This window comes from Burkholderia sp. 9775_39 (assembly GCF_015712225.1).
GTDB classification, from domain to species: Bacteria; Pseudomonadota; Gammaproteobacteria; order Burkholderiales; family Burkholderiaceae; genus Burkholderia; species Burkholderia cenocepacia.
Genome location: NZ_JACCQC010000009.1, coordinates 176,632 through 196,902, shown reverse-complemented (window position 1 = coordinate 196,902; position 20,271 = coordinate 176,632). Strand labels below are relative to the sequence as shown.

The window sequence follows — 20,271 nt, the reverse complement described above, 5'->3', positions numbered from 1 at the left end:
CTGCGTATCGTCAATCTGGTCGGTTCGGGTGTCGTGCAACCTGCGCCGTCTTGCGGGCAGGGTTGGCAGTCCGCGCGCGCGTAGCATTCTCGCTCTTCGAGCACGCGGCCAGCAGGCACGAAACAAGCAAGGCGATAGACGTTCTACACATGATCAATCGAGCCTGCTGCGCGTGGCCGCAATCGAACGAGCGGGTTGGGCACGCAGCCTTGATGCATGAACCGGTCAAGCCTGCTCAAGGTACGCAACGAGTTCCCACGCAACTTGTTCAACGTGCCGGCGCGTCCCCATCATGCTGTCGAGCACCGCCAGCTTTCTCGGTTCATGCACGACGACAGACGGTAGCGCGTCGCCCTTGAGGAATCGGCGCTGCGTATCGCCAAACTGACCCGCACCGAGTTTCGCGCACCATACGCCGTCTTCCGGGCAGGGCTGGCCCGTGTGAGCAACCGTACCCAATGGCAGACGGGATGCGACGTTTTCCGGTTGCTCGGCCTGCGAAGTCTTGTCCGCGGATCCTGGGAGCGGTAATCCTGTCGCGGGATCGAGATGTTTGGCTTTCGCCATCTCGTTGATGAACTCGTCTGAAGGCTTCTGCGGTGGCATCGCTGCGTCTTGTTCCTTTTGCCATTGGAACGTTCCGTCCCACGGCGGCAGTTTTGCCGGCGGCAGCGGAACAATCTTGTCGAGGTCGGGAACCTTCGGGTTACGGCTCTCGTTGCTATCGAGAAATTTGCCGATCAACCGATAACGACGCGAGCGTTCTGGATCGTGCGCGAGCGCAAGGTACGAAAGACGATTTGATGCCTCGGGGCCGTTGAATCCCTCTTCGAGTGCCAACGCAGCTTGAGCACTCCCCGCCTTCACACCTTTCTGAAAGGATAAAACGGCATCCGAATATTTTGAGTCGTTTTTAAAATTAATTCCCAAATAATTGGCAGCATCTCCGTAACCTTGATTGGTCGCACACTGCCTCATTTGACGTGCAATCTCGGGAGCTCGATCGTGTGGCGCCAGCTGCTCGGCAACATAAGTTTGTGCCTCAGGACTACCCATGTCCGCAGCCTTCCTGAAATACCGCAAGGCCATCTCGGCATCCTGCTTTACCCCATAGCCAGCTTCGAGATAGTGCCCGATGTCGTAATAGCCACCAGGAACTCCGTCATCAATTAACTTCTTTGCCAGCGCAATGGTTTCCTTTGCCCCGTCAGGGGAGTTAGCCAACCCTTGGGAAATCAGCTTCTGTGCGTTAGTGTTAGCTTTGTAGTGACCATACGCTGCAGCTATTCGATAGTAGCGGACGATTTCATCGAAATCCTTTGGACCATCGATTTTCTGCAAATAGCGACCATACTGAAACAACTGATCTGCCCGCGGATCCAAAGGCGGAAGATGTTCACTCTCGTGCACACACGTAAATGCGAGATTGGCTCGTACGGCCGACATATCGGGTAAATTCGAGTCCACTGAGTCTTCCTTGTTGGTGCAGGCGCACACTAGCAACACGACCGTATAAATTACAAGCGACTTTCTCATTTTTCAGTCTTTGTAGGTGCGTTCGTTTGACATGCGCATGAAACGAATAATCGAAGCGACGGGTGAATGCTTTCCTCCACCCTGCAGGTCGGCGTTATTGTTAAGAATCATTTCCCATTTATTAAAAGCTTGCCCTGGATCATCCTGCGCCCCCTCCTTGTTCGTATGCAGACTCCACAACTGCTGCCGTAACCTCTTGATCACGTCACCATTCTCGTGACAGATATTGAGTTCGCTATCCGCCTCCATGCTGCGTGTGTTGATGTTGGCCGACCCCAGCGTCGTAAACACATCGTCGATCGTCATCAAATCAGTCGTCAGGTGCGCGATGCCGGTTGGCCGGGCGGGTGGTCGACGGACGGCGATGCGTCGCCCTGGTGAAAGGGGTGCTGCGTATCGTCAATCTGGTCGGTTTGGGTGTCGCGCAACCTGCGTCGTCTTGCGGGCAGGGTTGGCAGTCCGCGCGCGCGTAGCATTCTCGCTCTTCGAGCACGCGGCCAGCAGGCACGAAACAAGCAAGGCGATAGACGTTCTACACATGATCAATCGAGCCTGCTGCGCGTGGCCGCAATCGAACGAGCGGATTGGCCACGCAGCCTTGATGCATGAACCGGTCAAGCCTGATCAAGGTACGCAACGAGTTCCCACGCAACTTGTTCAACGTGCTGGCGCGTCCCCATCATGCTGTCGAGCACCGCCAGCTTTCTCGGTTCATGCACGACGACAGACGGCAGCGCGTCGCCCTTGAGGAATCGGCGCTGCGTATCGCCAAACTGACCCGCACCGAGTTTCGCGCACCATACGCCGTCTTCCGGGCAAGTCTGGCCCGTGTGAGCGACCGTACCCAACGGCAGGCGGGATGCGACGTTTTCCGGTTGCTCGGCCTGCGAAGTCTTGTCCGCGGATCCTGGGAGCGGTAATCCTGTCGCGGGATCGAGATGTTTGGCTTTCGCCATCTCGTTGATGAACTCGTCTGAAGGCTTCTGCGGTGGCGTCGCTGCGTCTTGTTCCTTTTGCCATTGGAACGTGCCGTCCCACGGCGGCAGTTTTGCCGGCGGCAGCGGAACAATCTTGTCGATATCCGGGACCTTGGGATTGCGGCCGTCGTTGTCTCTCAGAAACACTCCGATAAGGTTATAACGTCGGCTTCGTTCCGCATCCGGCTGCGCGCCTAGTGCATACAACGGATTCCTCCCGGCCTTCGCGTCAAACGACTCTTCAAGGAGTAGTGCAGACTGGCTGCTTCCTGCCTCGACACTTTTCTGAAATGCCTGAGAAGCTTTCATAAAATCTTTGTCATTCTGAAAAGTCACCCCAAGATAGTTCGCGGCATCCGCGTGACCTTGATCCGCAGCACATTGAAACATTTGACGAGCAATATCAGGCGCTGCATCAGCAGGATCAAGCAAGTTTGCCACGTAATACTGCGCGTCGGCATTCCCAAGGTCAGCAGCTTTTCGGATATACCGTCGCGCTGCGTCTTCATCATGCTGGAGACCGTAGCCACTCAACAAATAGTGACCAATGTCGTAGTATCCGCTCGGCACGCCAGCCTTGATAAGTTGCTCCGCAAGATCAACGCTTTCCTTTTCGGGATCAGGCGATGATGCCGCTCCGGATGAAATCAGAATTTGCAAATTGTGATTAGCCTTATAGTGCCCATGCGCGGCAGCGATCCGATAGTAGCGCGCAACATCACCAAAATCCTTTTCACCCTCCTTTTTCTGAAGGTATCGACCATACTCAAACAGCTTATCTGCCTCCGGATCGAGAGGCGGCAAATGATCGACCTCATGCGAACAAGTGAAAGCCAGATTCAGGCGCACAGCATTTACATCAGGTAACGAGTTCATGGCACTCTCATTCTTCGAGCAAGCCGCCAGTAGGCATGAGATCAGTAGGATGATAGAAATTCTTCGCATACTTAGTCGAGCGCGCTTCGCGTGGTCGTCGCAGTCTGAAAATTGACAATTGAAGCAAATGGCGGTTGCTTCTTTGAATTCAGGAAAGTTTGATTTTTAGAAAGAATCATCTTCCAAGCATCATAAACCCGCCCAAAGTCATCGCCAACTGAATCACTCAAAACATCACCAGCATCCTTTACCCCCTGTCCCGGACTCGGCTTCGTATGAATAGTCCACAGCCGCTTCCGAAGCGACTTCGTTATATCGCCATTCTCGTGAGCTATATTCAGCTCACTATCCACTTCCATACTGCGCGTGTTGACGTTTGCTGATCCATGAGTTGTAAACACATCATCTATCAGCATGATTTTGCTATGTACATATGTATTCATCCAATTCCCGGCCGGGGAGTCTGGCGCAACCAACGTACATATTAATGCCTTAAGCCCGGGAATGTCCCCTGGAACAATTTTTCCATGATTATTATTGTCAATCTTAGAATCCAGTTCCTTCAATTGTTGTTGTAATTTCTTTTTTTGTGTAGCCAGTTTCGCGTAATACGCCGCCATTTGCTCCGGTGTCCCTGTACCGTACACATTCGCCCCCTGCACGGCACTGTCCACGCCGTCGATCTGAGTCATCAGATTCCAGCGTTGCTGCTGCATTGCGTCATTGCGCTCCAATCTGGTGACGTTCGGCATCGTATCCGCATGGCCCAGCGACTCCATCATGCGATACGTCGATACCTGTCCGTGGTCCAACGCGTCATCGCTAGAATTGGTCACCACGAACAGATAAAGCGGTCCGTGCTTGCCCACATCTCTGCCACCGCTGGTCTGCTTGTTGATAGCGGCCTTAATGTGGTCGACCAGCGGTGGCCAGCGAAAACCCGCAGCTTGCACGACGACACGGTTCCACCGTCACCGATCCCACCGCGCGATGCCCGAGCCGACCCACCCCGCGGCCCTGCTATGATCGTTTGCCTCGCGCCCGTTGCCCGCCTTTTCACAAAAGGTGCCGGAACAAACGCTACGCCGACGCGAGCCGCTGCAAAAGCCTAAAAAGAGCAATAGAGAGGCGACGGGGCGCCCCTGGCATACCCGCCGCGGATTTCCGATCCGGCCGTGCGGGCTTCGGTCCGCCATCAGGAGACATCTCCATGAATTTCATCTTGCGTGTCGGGCGCACCTGGGACACCCAGATCGATGCCATTCGCGACGCCGTTACCGAACACACGAACCTGATCCGCTACGACAACACGTACTACCGGATCTGTTCGAATGCGGCGCCGCCTTCGTTTACGATCAGCCTGCTTCCCAGCACCGGCGGCACACCGCTCGTGCTCAACATGCGTACGCGCGACCTGTACGTCGAGTTGATCGGCGGTCATCCGTTCGAAAACTACTCGCACAATCTCGACCGGATGCCGTTCGATGCGATCGCCACCAGTGGCAGCGACGCGGTGCGCGGCTTCTCGCTCGATAGCGCGATTCGCGGCCTGCTGCGCACACCCGACGGCGACAAGCGCATGCTCACGCCCGATGATCGCTTCCTCGCGCAATCGCTCGTCGTGTTCTGCGTGGCCGAGTCGCTGCGATTCGACAAGATCGCGACCGAACTCGGGCAGTACTTCCGGTCGTCTTACGATCCGAATCATCCGGAAATCACCAGCTTCCTGAAGGGCGCCACGCCGATCCGGTATCTGCAGTCGTGGTTGAAGATGGCGAAGAACTGGGAAAAAACGACCCGGGACGTATTCGACGGCATCCCCGACAAGATGCGCGAGATCGTCGTCCAGCCGCGCGACCGGTTGTCGCCGGCCGACCGGCAGGCGTCCGCGCGCGTCGACACCACCGCGTTCGGCGAAGTCACGCAGAAGATCGCGCCGGGCATGCGCGTGCTGATGCGGCCGTCGTGACGCTCCGGCTTCCTGCCACCTGGTGCCATCGACCACCGCCGGCGCGAAGCGCTTCCAGGCGCTAAAATCCGCCGCCTGAGCATCCACGACGAGCAAGCGTTTTGACGGCGTTCGAGCAGGGCTTCATCCTTACCCGCCACTGGCGGGACACCGCATCCGGCATCGAGATCGAGTTCTGGCTGGCAACCGGACACGGCCCGCGCCGCGTGCGGTTGCGCCCGCAGGAAGCCGTCGCGTTCATCCCCGCCGAGCAGCAGGCGCTCGCCGAGCGCACGCTGGCCGGCGAGCGCGACGCCGAGTTGCGGCCGCTCGCGCTGCGCGACTTCCGGCAGCGCCCGGTCGTCGGCCTCTATTGCAAGCGCTACCGCCATCTGTCCGGGCTCCAGAAACGCCTGGCCGCCGCCGGCGTCGACGTCTACGAAGCCGACGTGCAGCCGCCCGACCGCTACGCGATGGAGCGCTTCATCACCGCCTGCGTCGAGTTTCGCGGCCAGCCCGGCCGCGACGGCACGCTGACCGGCGGCGAGCTGAAGCCGGCGACCGGTTACCGCCCCGCGCTGCGCTGCGTGTCGCTGGACATCGAGACCAGCGTCCACGGCGAGCTGTACTCGATCGCGCTCGAAGGTTGCGGGCAGCGCCAGGTCTACATGCTCGGCCCGCCGAACGGCGACGAACGCGATGGCACCGGCACGCTCGATTTCAATCTCGACTACTGCGACAGCCGGCCCGCGATGCTCGCGCGGCTGAACGACTGGTTCGACGAGCACGATCCCGATGCGGTGATCGGCTGGAATCTCGTGCAGTTCGACCTGCGCATCCTGCACGCGCACGCGGAGCAATACGGCGTGCCGCTGAAACTCGGGCGCGGCGGCAGCGTGCTCGACTGGCGCGCGCACGGCCAGCAGCCCGACCACTTCTTCGCGGGCGCGGCCGGCCGGCTGATCCTCGACGGCATCGACATGCTGAAATCCGCGACGTGGACCTTCCCGTCGTTCAGCCTCGAATACGTGTCGCAGTCGCTGCTCGGCGAAGGCAAGTCGATCGACAATCCGTATCAGCGGATGGACGAGATCCAGCGTCGCTTCGATCACGACAAGCCCGCGCTCGCGCGCTACAACCTGAAGGATTGCGAGCTCGTCACGCGCATCTTCGACAAGGCCGACCTGCTGTCCTTCGCGCTCGAACGCGCGAGCGTCACGGGCCTCGCGGCCGATCGCACCGGCGGGTCGGTCGCGGCGTTCACGCACCTGTACCTGCCGCGCATGCATCGGCTCGGCTATGTCGCGCCGAACCTCGGCGACGTGACGGGGCAGAACAGCCCCGGCGGCTTCGTGATGGATTCGCGCCCCGGGCTGTACGACTCGGTGCTCGTGTTCGACTACAAGAGCCTCTATCCGTCGATCATCCGCACGTTCCTGATCGATCCGGTCGGGCTGATCGAGGGGCTCGCGCACCCCGCCGACGACACATCGGTGCCCGGTTTTCTCGGCGCGCGTTTCTCGCGCACCGCGCACTGCCTGCCCGACATCGTACGGCGCGTGTGGGAAGGCCGCGACGACGCGAAGCGGCAGCGCAACGCACCGCTGTCGCAGGCGCTGAAGATCATCATGAATTCGTTTTACGGCGTGCTCGGCTCGACCGGCTGCCGCTTCTTCGACCCGCGCCTCGCATCGTCGATCACGATGCGCGGCCACGAGATCATGCACCGCACGCGCAAGCTGATCGAAGCTCAGGGTTACGAAGTGATTTACGGCGATACCGATTCGACGTTCGTATGGCTCGGCCGCGCGCATGACGACGACGAAGCCGGCGCGAAGGGTCGGGCGCTGGTCGAGCACGTGAATCGCTGGTGGCAAGCGCACCTGCGCGAGCAGTTCGGGCTCGACAGCGCGCTGGAGCTGCAATACGAGCGGCATTACCGGCGCTTCCTGATGCCGACCGTGCGCGGCGCGGAAGAAGGCAGCAAGAAGCGCTATGCGGGCCTCGCGGCGACGGCCGACGGCGGCGAGGATCTCGTGTTCAAGGGGCTCGAAACGGTGCGCACCGACTGGACGCCGCTCGCGCAGCAGTTTCAGCGCGAGTTGTACCGGCGCGTGTTCAGGCGGGAACCGTATCAGGATTTCATTCGCGACTACGTGCGGCGCACGCTGGCCGGCGAATTCGACGATCAACTCGTCTACCGCAAGCGCGTGCGCCGGCCGCTTCGCGAATACGAGCGCAACGTGCCGCCGCACGTGCGCGCGGCGCGCATCGCCGACGAGTTCAATCATGCGCAGGGCCGGCCGCTGCAGTATCAGCGCGGCGGCTGGATCAGCTACGTGATGACGACGGCCGGCCCCGAGCCGCTCGAAACGATGCGCTCGCCGATCGACTATGCGTTCTACCTGAGCCGCCAGCTTCAGCCCGTCGCCGATGCGATCCTGCCGTTCCTGCGCGACGATTTCGAACGCGTGATCTCCGGGCAGGGGCAGTTGTTCGGCGATTGACGAGTCACCCTCCAGCCCGTCCCGGTTGCGCACGCAACCGAGCCTTGCAGGCAATTCATCGTGCGTCGACCATGAGTCTGCGGATCGATCCGAAGCCGCATCGGTCGGCATTCGCACGTCCCCACCTGCCGCACGACAAGTAAAACCGATTGCCTCGATCAGGCGTCCAGCTTTGACGCCGCGCCGACCGGTCGCTCCGGCCGCATGCCGGATCATTGGCCTCGTGACCGATGCACGTACTTGCCGCTGAGCTGGGCCGTCCCGAGCGACACGATTGATGCAATCAGGGTCGCCTCACCGCGCGCGTCAGGAACGGCCCATGCGGCAAGCACCGTCGCAGCCATCGCCGATGCGTGATCGCCCCGGCATGCGCATTGCGCACTCTCACGCATTCTGGAACACAGCTCGCCAGGAATCGCCGTTTATCCGGCCGTTCCGGGTTCCTAAACTTGCTCCATCGGTCTGGCGGCCTGCCGCAGGTACGCCGAATCGCAACGAAACCGTCTGAGGAAATCGTGAAATCGCTCATCGTTACCATCGCCGCCGTCACCACTACCGCCACCGCGCTGCTTGCCGCACCGACCCTGTCGTACGCGCAGTCGTCGTCCCACTCGACGCTCACCCGCGCGCAAGTGCGCCAGGAGTTGCTGGACCTCGAATCGGTCGGCTACAACCCGTCGATCGGCGACGGCGACAGCTATCCGGACGACATCGTCGCCGCGCAGGAACGCCTGGCCGCGAAGCGCCTCGCCGAACACAAGAATGCCGAAGCGGGCTACGGCCCGAACGGCGCACCGGGTTCGGATTCCGGCGCGCCGGCAGCGGCGGCCGTGGCGCACTGACGCGCCGCCGGTCACCGGGAGGAAGCCCCCCGTTCCGCGCCGCCCCGCGGGCATGCGGCTAAAATACCGGCCTGCCGCGCGTCCCGCCGCGGCCGGAGGACACTCATCATGACCGCACGTCGCGGTGCCGCGGTCGCCATCGCACCCGGCCACGAGACAGCCAGCCTGTCGAAAGCCCAGCAAACGTTCAATACGCTCGTCAAGCAGATCGAGACGCGGCGCGAGCGGCTCGGCGCGTGGGAAGCCGTGATGCCGGCGTTCCAGAAGAAGTTCGTCGACGCTCTGCTGCCGCTCGAACAGGAAGCGACTGCGCTGCGCATCCGGCTGATCCATCTGCTCGACGACGCGTTCCTGCAGAAGGGCCTGAGCAAGGCCGAGCAGCGCACGCTGTCGGACCTGATCGTCGACATGGCGCGCGATTTGCTCGACGTCAGCGACGACGCGACGTTGAAAATCATCTACGACCGGCATGCCGGACCCGCGCACACCGGCCACGCGGCAGGCGCTCCCGAGCCCGCCAAACCGGGACGGGAACGGGAACCCGAGCCGCAACCGCCAGAAGATCTCGACACGCTGTCGCCCGACGAACTCGCGGCACGCATGCAGGCTGAACTCGACGCCCAGTTCGAGCGCGACATGGCCGCCCATGCGGCCCGCGAGGCGCAGCGCGCCAAGCGCAAGAAGGCACCGAAGCAATCGGCTGCGCAGGCCCGGATCGAAGCCGAGCAGGCCGAATCGAGCAAATCGATCCGCGAGATCTATCGCAAGCTGGCCAGCGCGCTGCACCCCGATCGCGAACCCGATCCGCAGGAGCAGCAACGCAAGACCGTGCTGATGCAGCGGGTCAACCGTGCCTACGAGAAAGGCAATCTGCTCCAGTTGCTCGAACTGCAGCTGGAAATCGAACAGATCGACCGGCGTGCGATCGACGGTCTCGGCGAAGCGCGGCTCACGCGCTACAACGGCATCCTGGAGGAACAGCTGCGCGAACTCGATCAGGAGATCGTGCACGTCGAGCACGACTTCCGGCGCACGTACGGGATCGCGCCGTCCACCAAGGTCGCGCCCGATACCGTGCTGCGCATGCTTGCGCGCGACATCGCCGGCATGCAGCGGAGCAACCAGGATTTGACCGTCACGCTGCGCGAGTTCGAGGATCCGGATCAGGTCAGGAACTGGTTGAAGGACATGAAACGCCGGCCCGCATCGTCACGCTTCGACGACGAATCGTATTGAGCCGCCTGCGCGCACGTCACCGCACCTCGCCGATCCCGCCCATCAGCGTCATCAATTGCTCGCGCAGCCACTGGCTGCCCTGATCCTGATCGGCGCTGCGATGCCAGTAGCAGAAGTAGTCGAGCCCCGGCATCTCGAACGGCAGTTCCAGAATGCGCGCCGGATAGCGCTGCAGCAGCCGCAGCGGCGCCGTCAGCGCGAGATCGCTTCGCATCGCGATCAGCGGCGCGACCATGTAGTGCTGCACGCGCATCTGGATATTGCGGCGCAGCCCGAGCCGCGTCAGTTCCGCGTCGACGTGCCCGCTGCCCTTGCGGCGGCTCGACACGTGGATGTGGCCCATCGACAGGTAGTCGTCCATGGTCAGCGTGTCGCCGTTGAACGGGTGATCGTCGCGGATCATGCATGCGTAGCGGTCCTGCACCAGCAGCGCCTGGTGCAGATGCGGATCGCCGATCAGCGGCGCGTCGATCGCGATGTCGACCGAGCCGTTCGCGAGCGCGGTCGCGACTTCGCGGCGGTCCATCGTATAGCTGCGCACGTGCATGCCGGGCGCATGCGTCTGCAGCAGTTCGCCGAGCGCGGGCAGCAGCAGCGCCTCGGTCAGGTCGCTCATGCTGAGCCGGAACACGCGCTCGGACGAAGCCGGGTCGAACACGTCGCCTTCATGCGCGCTCGAATCGAGCAGTTGCAGCGCCTCGCGCACGCGGCCGACGATGTTCTCGGCCATCGGCGTCGGCATCATCCCGGCCGGCGTGCTGACGAACAGCGGATCGTTCAGCGTCTTGCGCAGCCGCGCCAGCGCGTTGCTGACGGCCGGCTGCGTGAGGTTCAGCACCTCGGCCGCGCGCGTCAGGTTGCGCTTGTTGTAGATCGCCTCGAATACGACGAACAGGTTCAGATCAATCTTCGAAAGGCGCATCGCCGGATCTCCTTGCCGGCATCTTAATACGGCGTGCGCCTCCCGTTCGCCCACGTCGCTCTCCGGCGCGCCGCTCAGCCGCGCGGCGGCGGCGTCAGGTACGGCGCGGTCGCGCCGGGTTCGCCGTCCTTGATCTCCATCCGCGCGATCGCCTGCAGGTGCACCTCGTCCGGGCCGTCGGCGAAGCGCAGCGCGCGGCCCCAGGTCCACAGGTCGGCCAGCGGCGTATCGGGGCTCAGGCCCGCCGCGCCGAATACCTGCATCGCGCGGTCGCACACGTCCGTATAGACGGTCGGCACGAGCGCCTTGATCATCGAGATTTCCTTGCGCGCGGCCTTCGCGCCGACCTTGTCGATCATCCACGCGGCCTTCAGCACCAGCAGGCGCGCCTGGTCGATCTCGATGCGCGAGCGCGCGATCCATTCGCCAACCGTGCCGTGCCGGTTCAGCGGCTTGCCGAACGCGACGCGCGACTGCGCGCGGTCGACCATCAGCTCCAGCGCCAGCTCGGCCGCGCCGATCGAGCGCATGCAGTGGTGGATGCGGCCCGGCCCGAGGCGCGCCTGCGCGAGCGCGAAGCCGCTGCCTTCCTCGCCGAGCAGGTTGCGCGCCGGCACCCGCACGTTGTCGAACGTGATCTCGCAGTGTCCTTCCGGCGCGTGGTGATTGACCACCGTGATGTTGCGCACGACCGTCACGCCCGGCGTGTCGCGCGGCACGAGGATCATGCTCTGCTGCTGGTGCGACTCGGCGTCGGGATCGGTCTTGCCCATCACGATGAAGATCTTGCAGTTCGGATGCGCGGCGTTGGTGATGAACCACTTGCGGCCGTTGATCACGTACTCGTCGCCGATACGCTCGATGCGCGTCGTGATGTTGGTCGCATCCGACGACGCGACGTCGGGCTCCGTCATCGCGAACGCCGAGCGGATCTCGCCGCGCAAGAGCGGCAGCAGCCACTGTTCGCGCTGCTCGGGCGTCGCGAACATGTGCAGCAGCTCCATGTTGCCGGTGTCCGGCGCATTGCAGTTGAACACTTCCGACGCCCAGCTCACGCGGCCCATGATCTCGGCGAGCGGCGCGTATTCGAGGTTCGTCAGGCCCATCCCCGGCTCGTCGTCCTTCAGGTGCGGCAGGAACAGGTTCCACAGCCCTTCCGCCTTCGCGCGTTCCTTCAGTTCCTCCATGAACGACACCGGATACTGGCCCGCGTGCACTTCGTCGTTCCACTGGCGGATGCGCGGCACGATGTGCGCATCCATGAATGCGCTCACGCGTTCGCGCAGTGCTTCCACTTTCGGGGTGTAGCCAAAGTCCATGATCGACTCCTCGAGATTCCGTGTTTCCGTTCGTTCGGTTCAGAAGGCCGAGACGCCGCCGTCGACGGCGACGGCCTGCCCGGTCAGATACGTGTTTTCCTTCGCGCACAGCATCAGCATCGTCGCGACGATTTCGTCCGGACGGCCGAGCCGCTTCATCGGCGAGCCCTGCGCCAGAAAATCCTGGCGCTCGCCGATCTCGCTGTCGGTGACCATCGGCGTCGTGCTGTAGAACGGGCACACCGCATTCACGCGGATGCCGTGGCGCGCGTATTCGAGCGCGGCCGTCTTCGTGAGCCCGACCACCGCATGCTTCGACGCCGCATACGCGGCGAGCTTCGGCGCGCCGCCGAGGCCGGCCATCGACGCGACGTTCAGGATCACGCCTTCGCGCTGCGCGAGCATCTGGCGGATCTGGTGCTTCATCCCGAAGAACACGCCTTTTGCATTCACCGCGAAGTTCAGGTCGAGATCGGCTTCGTCGGTGTCGATCAGCGCCTTCATCGGCGGCGCGATGCCCGCGTTGTTGATGCCGATGTCGAGCCGCCCGAAGCGCGCGACGGCTTCCTGCACCAGCGCGGCGACCTCCGTTTCGACGCGCACGTCGCAGCGCTGCGCGATCACGTCGGCGCCGGCCGCGCGCAGCGGTTCGGCCACGCGTTCGAGCGCATCGCCGTTCAGGTCGCCGAGCGCGAGCCGCGCGCCCATCGCGGCGAGTTCGCTCGCGAGCAGCGCGCCGAAGCCGCTCGCGGCGCCGGTGATCATCACGGCCTGGCCGGCGTAGCTGTCGAGTCTCATCGCGCGCTCAGATCGTCAGGCCGCCGTCGACGACGATGCATTCGCCGTTCGTGTAGCTCGCCGCGTCCGACACGAGATACAGCACGGTGCCGGCCATTTCGCGCGGCTCCGCGTGGCGGCGCAGCGGGATCTTCGTCATCCAGGTTTCGTAGATGTCCTTGTCCGCGAACAGCGCGCCCGCGAACTTCGTCTTCGTGAGCCCCGGCAGCAGCGCGTTCACGCGGATGCCGAGCGGCCCGCATTCCTTCGCGAACGCCTTCGTCATGTTGACGACGGCCGCCTTCGTGATCGAATAGATGCCCTGCCGGTCGCCCGGCTGCAACGCATTCACCGATGCCGTGTTGACGATCGCGCCGCCGCCGTGCGTCTTCATCAGCTTGCCGGCTTCGACCGACATGAAGAAGTACCCGCGGATGTTCACGTCGACGGTCTTCTCGTACGCGGCGAGATCGGTATCGAGGATGTGCCCGAAATACGGGTTCGCGGCCGCGTTGTTCACGAGGATGTCGAGGCGGCCGTGCTTGCCGCGGATGTGCTCGAACGTCGCGGCGATGTCCTCCAGACGCCCGACGTGGCACGCGAGCGCCTCGGCGCGGCCGCCCGTCGCGACGATTGCGTCCGCAACCGCCTGGCAGTCGTCGATCTTGCGGCTCGACACGATCACGTGCGCGCCTTGTTCGGCGAGCAGCTTCGCGATTTCTTCGCCGATGCCGCGGCTCGCGCCCGTCACCAGTGCGATCTTGCCCGTCAGGTCGAACAGGTTCGTTGCCATGTTGCTATGCTCCTCCATTGATTGGTTGTCGTGTCGCCGCGCGGCGAGCGTGACGCTTCGCGGCGATATCAGCGATGCGCGTCGATCACGCCGACGGCCAGTTCGGCCAGCCGGCCGGCCATTTCGCCGACGCGCAGCGCCTGCTCGCTCGATGCGTTGCCCTGCAGCGCGCGCGCCTTCACGCCCTGCGCGATCGCCGCGAGCCGGAAGAAACTGAAGGCGAGGTAGAAATGCCAGTCGCGGATCGGCGCGATGCCGCGCAGCTCGCAGTAGCGCGCGACGATCGCCGCTTCGTCCGGAATGCCGAGCGCCGCGCGATCCTGGCCCGCGAGCCCGCGCACCTGGCCGCCCGACGGCAGCCGCAGGCACATGCAGAAATACGCGAGATCGGCGAGCGGGTTGCCGAGCGTCGACAGCTCCCAGTCGAGCACGGCCTGCACGCGATAGCCGTCGCGCGCGAACATCAGGTTGTCGATCCGGAAATCGCCGTGCACCAGCGCCGGCCGGCCCGTGTCCTCGGGGCATGCTTTCGGCAGCCAGTCGATCAGCGTCTCCATCGCGTCGAGGCGGCCGGTTTCGGCCGCGCGATACTGCTTCGTCCACACGCCGATCTGGCGTTCGAAGTAGTTGCCCGGGCGGCCGTAGTCGGCGAGGCCCACCGCATCGACATCGACGTCGTGCAGCGCGGCCATCGTCTGCAGCAGCGCGTCGTAGCAGGTCGCGCGCTCGGCCTTCGGCAGTTCGGGCAGCGCGGGATCCCAGAAGATCCGGCCATCCTCGAAACTCATCACGTAGAACAGGCTGCCGATCACGTCGCGGTCTTCGCACAGGTGATACGGGTGCGCGACCGGCACCGCGGTGCCCGACAGCGCGGTCAGCACGCGGAATTCGCGGTCGACCGCGTGCGCGGATTTCAGCAGTTCGCCCGGCGGCTGGCGGCGCAGCACGTAGCGGCCGCTCTTCGCATTCAGCAGGAAAGTCGGATTCGACTGGCCGCCGGCAAACTTCTCCGTGTCGACCGGGCCTTCGAAGCCCGGCACGTGCGTTTCCAGATAGCGCGTGAGGCGGGCTACGTCGAGTTGCTGGGAAGGGTTCGTCATCGTCGCGATCGTTCGTGGGTCAGCCGTAGGTGCGCAGCGCGTGTCGTTCGGGATCCTCCAGATGCGGGATGCCGTTGAACGACGCGAGGTGGAACGCCTCGGCGTTGAAGAAAAACTGCGAAAGACTGCTGTTGCGGATCTGCAGGTTCAGCGCGATCGCGCTCGACGGCGGCGCCGCAAGCACCTGCTGCACGGTGACCGCGATCGGGCCGCCGGAGCTCACCGCCAGCACGCGCTGGCCGCCGCCGTGGCGGATCGCGGCGCGCGCGTCGGCCACGCGCTGCTGGAAATGGGCCCAGGTTTCGGGAGCCGCATCGCCGAGCTTGTCCTCGGTCCACAGCTGCAGCACCTGCCGGAGCGCGCGGAAATGTTCCTTCATCGAGCCGGCCGCGAGCCGCGCGATTTCCGGGTAGTCGCTGGCGGCGGCCGCGAACAGCCCGTGGAAATCGTATTCGTTCAGGCCCGGATGGCGGTCGACCGCGACGCCTTCGCGGCCCATCCCGCGCAGAATCGCGGCGACCGTCTGCGCATGGCGGTTCATCGTGCCGCAGATCACGCGGTCGAACGTCAGGCCCTGCCGCGCGAAATATTCGCCGAGCCAGACGCCCTGCTGGTCGCCCGCCGCGGAAAGCCGGTCGTAGTCGTCGGTGCCGAATGACGCCTGCCCGTGCCGTACCAGAAAGAGTTCAGCCATTGCGCTCGCCTGAGGGAAAACCGAAGGCCCAGCATAGCGACCGGGCCCGCATTTTTGAAATTTATTTTCTGAATCAGTCGGTATTCATCGCATGAATTTCGCCGATTCAGACGATGCGCTTGCGCCGGTTTTCATCGGCCCCGCATCGCGGCACGCGAATTGCGACAGCCGACACCGTGTCGAATCAATCCAGGAGGGATGCGATGCTCGGTACGATCCTCATCATCGTTCTGATTCTGCTGCTCATCGGAGCATTTCCTGCATGGCCGCATAGCCGAAGCTGGGGCTACTGGCCATCGGGCACCGTCGGGCTGATCGTCGTCATTGTCGTGATACTGGTGCTGCTCGGTCGCATCTGAGTACGGACGCGCGTGCCTGCGGCGCAGACACGCGCGTTTCCGATCGTGCCGTCGTGCCTTCTTTACACGCGAAAGTAGGCCGGAAAGAAAAACCCAACGGCATCGCATACGCTCACTCGCGCGTCCGCTCCAATACACTCCGGCCACTCACGGACACGCGCGAGCATGGCGCGTGATCGCGCACGCCATTTCCAGCGGACACAACCTCTCAGTGATCCGCAGGTGCGTCATTGGATAGTCCATCTGCAACGCGCCACGCGGCACGTTGCGCACCGGTTCGCGCGCCCGCTCAGCCTCCATTCGATCGTCCGGGCCGTACGGTAGTATGGCGATTCGATGGAACCCCGCTGAATCCGAACGAGTGGCCATGCCCGAATTTCCTTCCTCTCCCGGCGCCGGCCAAGGCGCGCAGGCGCTCGTCCTCATCGCCGAGGACGAACCCGAGATCGCCGAGATCCTGATCGCGTATTTCGCGCGCAACGGCCTGCGCACCGTGCACGCCGCCGACGGCCGCCGCGCGCTCGAACTCCACCTGTCGCTGAAGCCCGACCTCGTGCTGCTCGACGTGCAGATGCCGCACGTCGACGGCTGGAAGGTGCTTGCCGAGATCCGCCATCGCGGCGACACGCCGGTCATCATGCTGACCGCGCTCGACCAGGACATCGACAAGCTGACCGGGCTGCGCATCGGCGCCGACGACTACGTGGTCAAGCCGTTCAACCCGGCCGAAGTCGTCGCGCGCGCCCAGGCCGTGCTGCGCCGTTCGATGGCCGGCGCGCGCCAGGAAGAGCAGCGCGTGCTGCGCGCCGCGCCGTTCGAGATCGATCTCGAGCACCACGAAGCGACGGTCGAAGTCGACGGCGTGCGCTACACGCTCGTGCTGACGCTCACCGAATTCAAGCTGCTCGCGCAGCTCGCGCGCGCACCGCGCCGCGTGTTCAGCCGCGCCGAGCTGATGGCCACCTGCCTGCCGGAAGGCGACGCGCTGGAGCGCACGGTCGACAGCCACGTCAGCAAGCTGCGCAAGAAACTCGACGATCTCGGCGTCGCGGGCGTGCCGGCCAGCGTGCGCGGCGTCGGCTACAAACTGTGGAGCGGCGAGTGAGACTCGACGGCCTGAGCCGCCAGATCGCGCTGACGATGGGCGCAATCGCCTTCGGCATCACGGTGCTGATCGTCGTGACGGCCTACGTGTTCTACTACCTGCTGTACCAGTACTCGCCCGAGTACTTCAAGCCGCAGAGCTGGGTCCCGAGCGGGCCCGAGTGGGTGTGGATCATTTCGACCACGCTGGTGGGCCTGCTGATCGCGGTCGTCGTCGCGGTCAACCTGTCGCGCCGCATCCTCGTGCCGTTGAATTCGGTGACGGACAGCATCCGCCGCGTCGCGCGCGGCGATCTCGGCGCACGCGCGGTCGCCGGCGACCGTTCGCTGAAGGAAGCGGCGCTGCTCGCCGACAACTTCAACGCGCTCGCGAGCGAACTGCAGCGTGTGACCGACGAGCAAACCTTCTGGAACGCGGCGATCGCGCACGAGCTGCGCACGCCCGTGACCGTGCTGCGCGGCCGGCTGCAGGGGCTCGCCGAAGGCGTGTTCACGCCGAGCGACGCGCTGTATCGCAGCCTGCTCGCGCAGGTCGAAGGGCTGACGCGGCTGATCGAGGATCTGCGCGTGGTCAGCCTCGCCGATAGCGGCCACCTGAGCATCGAGATCCGCGACACCGACCTCGCCGCCGAGGTACGCGCCGTGGTCGACGCGTTCGCCCACGCGCTGCAGGCCGCCGGTCAGCATCCGGAATTCGATCTCGACCCGCGGCGCATGCGCTGCGACCCGGTCCGGCTCCGCCAGGCGTTGCTCGCGCTGCTGGAAAATGCGCGCCGCCATGCGGTGCCCGGTGCGATCCGGATCCAGACGCGCATCGAGAACGGGACGTGCCGGCTGCGCGTCGAGGACGACGGCCCCGGTATCCCGGCCGAGTTCGCGCCGCACGTGTTCCAGGCGTTCCGGCGCGTCGACGAGACGCAACCCGGCGGCACCGGCCTCGGGCTCGCGGTCGTCGCGGCGATCGCGCATGCGCATCGCGGCGAAGCGCTGTGCGTGCCGACCGGCGTGGGCGGCACGCGGTTCGAGGTGCGGTGGCCCGACGATCTCACGCCGGCGCCCGACAGCGAGCGCTTCCCGGCGTAACGCGCCGCCGCTCCCCCCTTCACGCGCGCGGTTCGCGCCCGACCTGGTCGAGCGGCGGACTGAACCCGAGCACCGTGTACTCCATCACCGATACCGTCCCGGTTCCGGCCGCGCCCTGCACGATCACCGCGCGCACCGCGCCGGCGCGGTCGAATTTCAGCTGCGTGCCGACGGTCGCGTGACGCAGCGCCTCCAGCTCCTCGATCCGCGCGATCGCCAGCTTGCGTACCGCGCCGGACACGTACACGGGCAGGAACACCAGCGCGATGAAGATCGACACCGCGTCCTTCGACACGCTGTCCAGCACCGGCCGGCCCGACATCACGAGCGACAGCGAGGTCGCCGCGACGAAGATCGCGAGCACGGTCGCACCGACGCCGAGCGACGCAAGCCGCTCGGCCGCCTTCTTCATGCGGGCCTTCACGAGCGCGCGGGCGGGCGCGGCCGTCATCAGCCATTCGCGCCGCGCCCCGTGGAATCCGGCGATACCGAGAAACAGCGTCGCGACCGCGCTGACCGCGATGCTGGTGTACAGCGCGCCGGCCATCACGCAGACGAATTCGAGCACGAACACGATCGCGAGCGGGCACAGCAGCAGGCGGAACGAATAGCCGTCGCGGCCGTGCCCGCGGATCCACCATCTCACCGGCGCGAGCTGCCAGAAGCGGCTCTCCGGGCGGAGCGAAAGTTCGTCGTCGGTCAATGCTTCACCTGTGTGTCCGTTGCACCCATGCGCCCGGTGCGGCTGAAACCGGAATGAACACCTGGGGTTATCGATTGATCCCAAAGATTCATTGGACAGTGTCTCCGCCGCCGCGCGATGCTGGGCCGGCCCGTGAACGCAGCGTCATTGCAACGCCGCGCACGAACATGGAGTGAGACAGATGCCCAACGACCACCGTCAACGGCGCCACACACTGTGGCTGCTGTGCGCGCTTTCGTTCATCCTCTACGTCGATCGCGTCAATCTCGCGACCGCCGCCGGCGCGATCAAGGCCGAACTCGGGCTGTCGAATACCGAGCTTGGCGTCGCATTCTCCGCGTTCGCGTATTCGTATGCAATCTGCCAGATCGGCGGCGGCTGGATCGCCGACCGGTTCGGCGCGCGCATCACGCTGATCGGCTGCGGATTGATCTGGGTGGTCTCCACGTTCACGACCGGGCTCGTGCACAGCCTCACGCTGCTGTTCGCCGCGCGGCTGCTGCTCGGCATCGGCGAAGGCGCGACGCTGCCGGCCCAGGCCCGCGCGATCACGCACTGGTTTCCGCGCGAGCGGCGCGGCGTCGTGCAGGGCTTCACGCATTCGTTCTCGCGGCTCGGCAACGCGGTCACGCCGCCGATCGTCGCCGCGTTGATGACGTGGCTGTCGTGGCGCGCGGCGTTCTTCGTGATCGGCGCGGTCACGCTCGTCTGGCTCGCGTGGTGGATCGTCGGCTTCCGCGAGCATCCGGCGGGCGACGACGACGGCCGCCCGCGCGCCGCGCGCCCGGTCACACCGTCCGGCCCGACGCCGTGGGGGCCGCTGTTCCGGCGCATGGCGCCGACCATCTTCGTCTACTTCTGCTACGGCTGGACCGCGTGGCTGTTCTTCACGTGGCTGCCGACCTTCTTCCTGAACGGCCAGGGCCTGAACCTGAAATCGACCGCGTTGTTCGCGTCCGGCGTGTTCTTCGCGGGCGTGGTCGGCGACACGCTCGGCGGCTGGCTCTGCGACCGCATCTACCGGAAGACCGGCAACCTCGCGCTGTCGCGGCAGAGCGTGATCGTGACGAGCTTCGTCGGCGCGCTCGCCTGCCTGCTGCCGCTCGCGTTCGTGCACTCGACGGCCGGCGTCGCGCTGTGCCTGTCCGGGTCGTTCCTGTGCCTCGAACTGACGATCGGGCCGATCTGGGCCGTGCCGAGCGACATCGCGCCGACCCATGCCGGCATCGCGAGCGGGATGATGAACGCCGGTTCCGCGATCTCGGGAATCCTGTCGCCGATCCTGTTCGGCTATCTCGTCGATCGCACCGGCAGCTGGACGGTGCCGTTCATCGGCTCGGTCGCGATGCTGCTGATCGGCATCGTCGCCGCGCTGCGGATTCGCCCGGACCGCGCGCTGTCCGAATCGATGCCGGCGCTCGCCGACGCGCCTGCCGCGCCGTCGGCGCACTGAAGCGGTTCGCTCGGGTTCGCCTGCGTCGGCCGCCTCGCCAGC

The 20,271-nt window shown here is 64.5% G+C and carries 19 protein-coding genes; 8 read left to right on the top strand and 11 right to left on the bottom strand.

Annotation, left to right across the window (positions count from 1 at the left end):
* Positions 1-225 precede the first annotated feature (225 nt).
* The 4 genes from H0X90_RS15065 to H0X90_RS36205 form a co-directional block, all read right to left on the bottom strand.
* Positions 226-1,536 (bottom strand): sel1 repeat family protein, encoded by a 1,311-nt coding sequence (locus tag H0X90_RS15065; RefSeq protein WP_171984151.1) that lies wholly within the window; start codon positions 1,534-1,536, stop codon positions 226-228.
* A 3-nt stretch (positions 1,537-1,539) separates the two neighbouring features.
* Positions 1,540-1,842 carry a phosphatidylserine/phosphatidylglycerophosphate/cardiolipin synthase family protein gene (locus H0X90_RS15060; RefSeq protein ID WP_077189810.1) on the bottom strand — a complete coding sequence of 101 codons (303 nt, stop codon included), beginning with the start codon at positions 1,840-1,842 and terminating at the stop codon, positions 1,540-1,542.
* Between the two features lie 308 nt (positions 1,843-2,150).
* Complete coding sequence (locus tag H0X90_RS15055; protein WP_221623833.1) at positions 2,151-3,458, bottom strand: sel1 repeat family protein; 1,308 nt, start codon at positions 3,456-3,458, stop codon at positions 2,151-2,153.
* Between the two features lie 2 nt (positions 3,459-3,460).
* Positions 3,461-4,342 carry a phospholipase D-like domain-containing protein gene (locus H0X90_RS36205; protein WP_077189812.1) on the bottom strand — a complete coding sequence of 294 codons (882 nt, stop codon included), beginning with the start codon at positions 4,340-4,342 and terminating at the stop codon, positions 3,461-3,463.
* Positions 4,343-4,599: 257 nt separating this feature from the next.
* Between H0X90_RS36205 and H0X90_RS15045 the strand changes: the two genes are divergently transcribed.
* The 4 genes from H0X90_RS15045 (at position 4,600) to H0X90_RS15030 (ending at position 9,922) form a co-directional block, all read left to right on the top strand.
* Positions 4,600-5,358 (top strand): hypothetical protein, encoded by a 759-nt coding sequence (locus H0X90_RS15045; protein ID WP_006483080.1) that lies wholly within the window; start codon positions 4,600-4,602, stop codon positions 5,356-5,358.
* A 101-nt stretch (positions 5,359-5,459) separates the two neighbouring features.
* The gene (locus tag H0X90_RS15040) at positions 5,460-7,844 is read left to right on the top strand and encodes a DNA polymerase II (protein ID WP_077189813.1); all 2,385 of its coding nucleotides are present in this window, start codon (positions 5,460-5,462) and stop codon (positions 7,842-7,844) included.
* Between the two features lie 515 nt (positions 7,845-8,359).
* Positions 8,360-8,686, top strand: a complete 327-nt coding sequence (locus tag H0X90_RS15035; RefSeq protein ID WP_006483102.1) for a DUF4148 domain-containing protein — start codon at positions 8,360-8,362, stop codon at positions 8,684-8,686.
* A gap of 108 nt (positions 8,687-8,794) precedes the next feature.
* Positions 8,795-9,922 carry a J domain-containing protein gene (locus H0X90_RS15030; protein ID WP_077189814.1) on the top strand — a complete coding sequence of 376 codons (1,128 nt, stop codon included), beginning with the start codon at positions 8,795-8,797 and terminating at the stop codon, positions 9,920-9,922.
* A gap of 16 nt (positions 9,923-9,938) precedes the next feature.
* On the opposite strand, the gene H0X90_RS15025 is transcribed toward H0X90_RS15030, so the two are convergent.
* From H0X90_RS15025 to H0X90_RS15000, 6 genes are all read right to left on the bottom strand, one after another.
* Positions 9,939-10,844 carry a LysR family transcriptional regulator gene (locus H0X90_RS15025; protein ID WP_006483110.1) on the bottom strand — a complete coding sequence of 302 codons (906 nt, stop codon included), beginning with the start codon at positions 10,842-10,844 and terminating at the stop codon, positions 9,939-9,941.
* A 74-nt stretch (positions 10,845-10,918) separates the two neighbouring features.
* Positions 10,919-12,163, bottom strand: a complete 1,245-nt coding sequence (locus tag H0X90_RS15020) for an acyl-CoA dehydrogenase family protein (RefSeq protein WP_006494538.1) — start codon at positions 12,161-12,163, stop codon at positions 10,919-10,921.
* 39 nt (positions 12,164-12,202) lie between these two features.
* Complete coding sequence (locus H0X90_RS15015) at positions 12,203-12,961, bottom strand: SDR family NAD(P)-dependent oxidoreductase (RefSeq protein WP_077189815.1); 759 nt, start codon at positions 12,959-12,961, stop codon at positions 12,203-12,205.
* Positions 12,962-12,968: 7 nt separating this feature from the next.
* Positions 12,969-13,733: an SDR family oxidoreductase gene (locus H0X90_RS15010; RefSeq protein ID WP_060212249.1), complete on the bottom strand. Its 765-nt coding sequence runs from the start codon at positions 13,731-13,733 to the stop codon at positions 12,969-12,971.
* A gap of 68 nt (positions 13,734-13,801) precedes the next feature.
* The gene (locus H0X90_RS15005; RefSeq protein ID WP_006483113.1) at positions 13,802-14,833 is read right to left on the bottom strand and encodes a phosphotransferase; all 1,032 of its coding nucleotides are present in this window, start codon (positions 14,831-14,833) and stop codon (positions 13,802-13,804) included.
* 19 nt (positions 14,834-14,852) lie between these two features.
* Positions 14,853-15,527: a histidine phosphatase family protein gene (locus tag H0X90_RS15000; protein ID WP_077189816.1), complete on the bottom strand. Its 675-nt coding sequence runs from the start codon at positions 15,525-15,527 to the stop codon at positions 14,853-14,855.
* A gap of 203 nt (positions 15,528-15,730) precedes the next feature.
* On the opposite strand from H0X90_RS15000, the gene H0X90_RS14995 reads away from it, so the two are divergent.
* The 3 genes from H0X90_RS14995 to H0X90_RS14985 all read left to right on the top strand — a co-directional run bounded on the left by H0X90_RS14995 (position 15,731) and on the right by H0X90_RS14985 (position 18,073).
* A complete protein-coding gene (locus tag H0X90_RS14995; RefSeq protein ID WP_006483086.1) occupies positions 15,731-15,886 on the top strand; it encodes a DUF3309 family protein in 156 nt (51 codons plus the stop codon).
* A gap of 367 nt (positions 15,887-16,253) precedes the next feature.
* Positions 16,254-16,991 (top strand): response regulator, encoded by a 738-nt coding sequence (locus tag H0X90_RS14990; protein ID WP_077189818.1) that lies wholly within the window; start codon positions 16,254-16,256, stop codon positions 16,989-16,991.
* The gene (locus H0X90_RS14985; protein WP_077189819.1) at positions 16,988-18,073 is read left to right on the top strand and encodes an ATP-binding protein; all 1,086 of its coding nucleotides are present in this window, start codon (positions 16,988-16,990) and stop codon (positions 18,071-18,073) included. Before H0X90_RS14990 ends, H0X90_RS14985 begins: the two co-directional genes overlap by 4 nt.
* 19 nt (positions 18,074-18,092) lie before the next feature.
* Here the strand turns inward: H0X90_RS14985 and H0X90_RS14980 are convergent, their stop codons facing one another.
* Positions 18,093-18,776 (bottom strand): hypothetical protein, encoded by a 684-nt coding sequence (locus tag H0X90_RS14980; RefSeq protein ID WP_060212162.1) that lies wholly within the window; start codon positions 18,774-18,776, stop codon positions 18,093-18,095.
* Between the two features lie 181 nt (positions 18,777-18,957).
* On the opposite strand from H0X90_RS14980, the gene H0X90_RS14975 reads away from it, so the two are divergent.
* Positions 18,958-20,229, top strand: coding sequence for an MFS transporter (locus tag H0X90_RS14975; protein ID WP_077189820.1), 1,272 nt, complete (start codon positions 18,958-18,960; stop codon positions 20,227-20,229).
* Positions 20,230-20,271 lie beyond the last annotated feature (42 nt).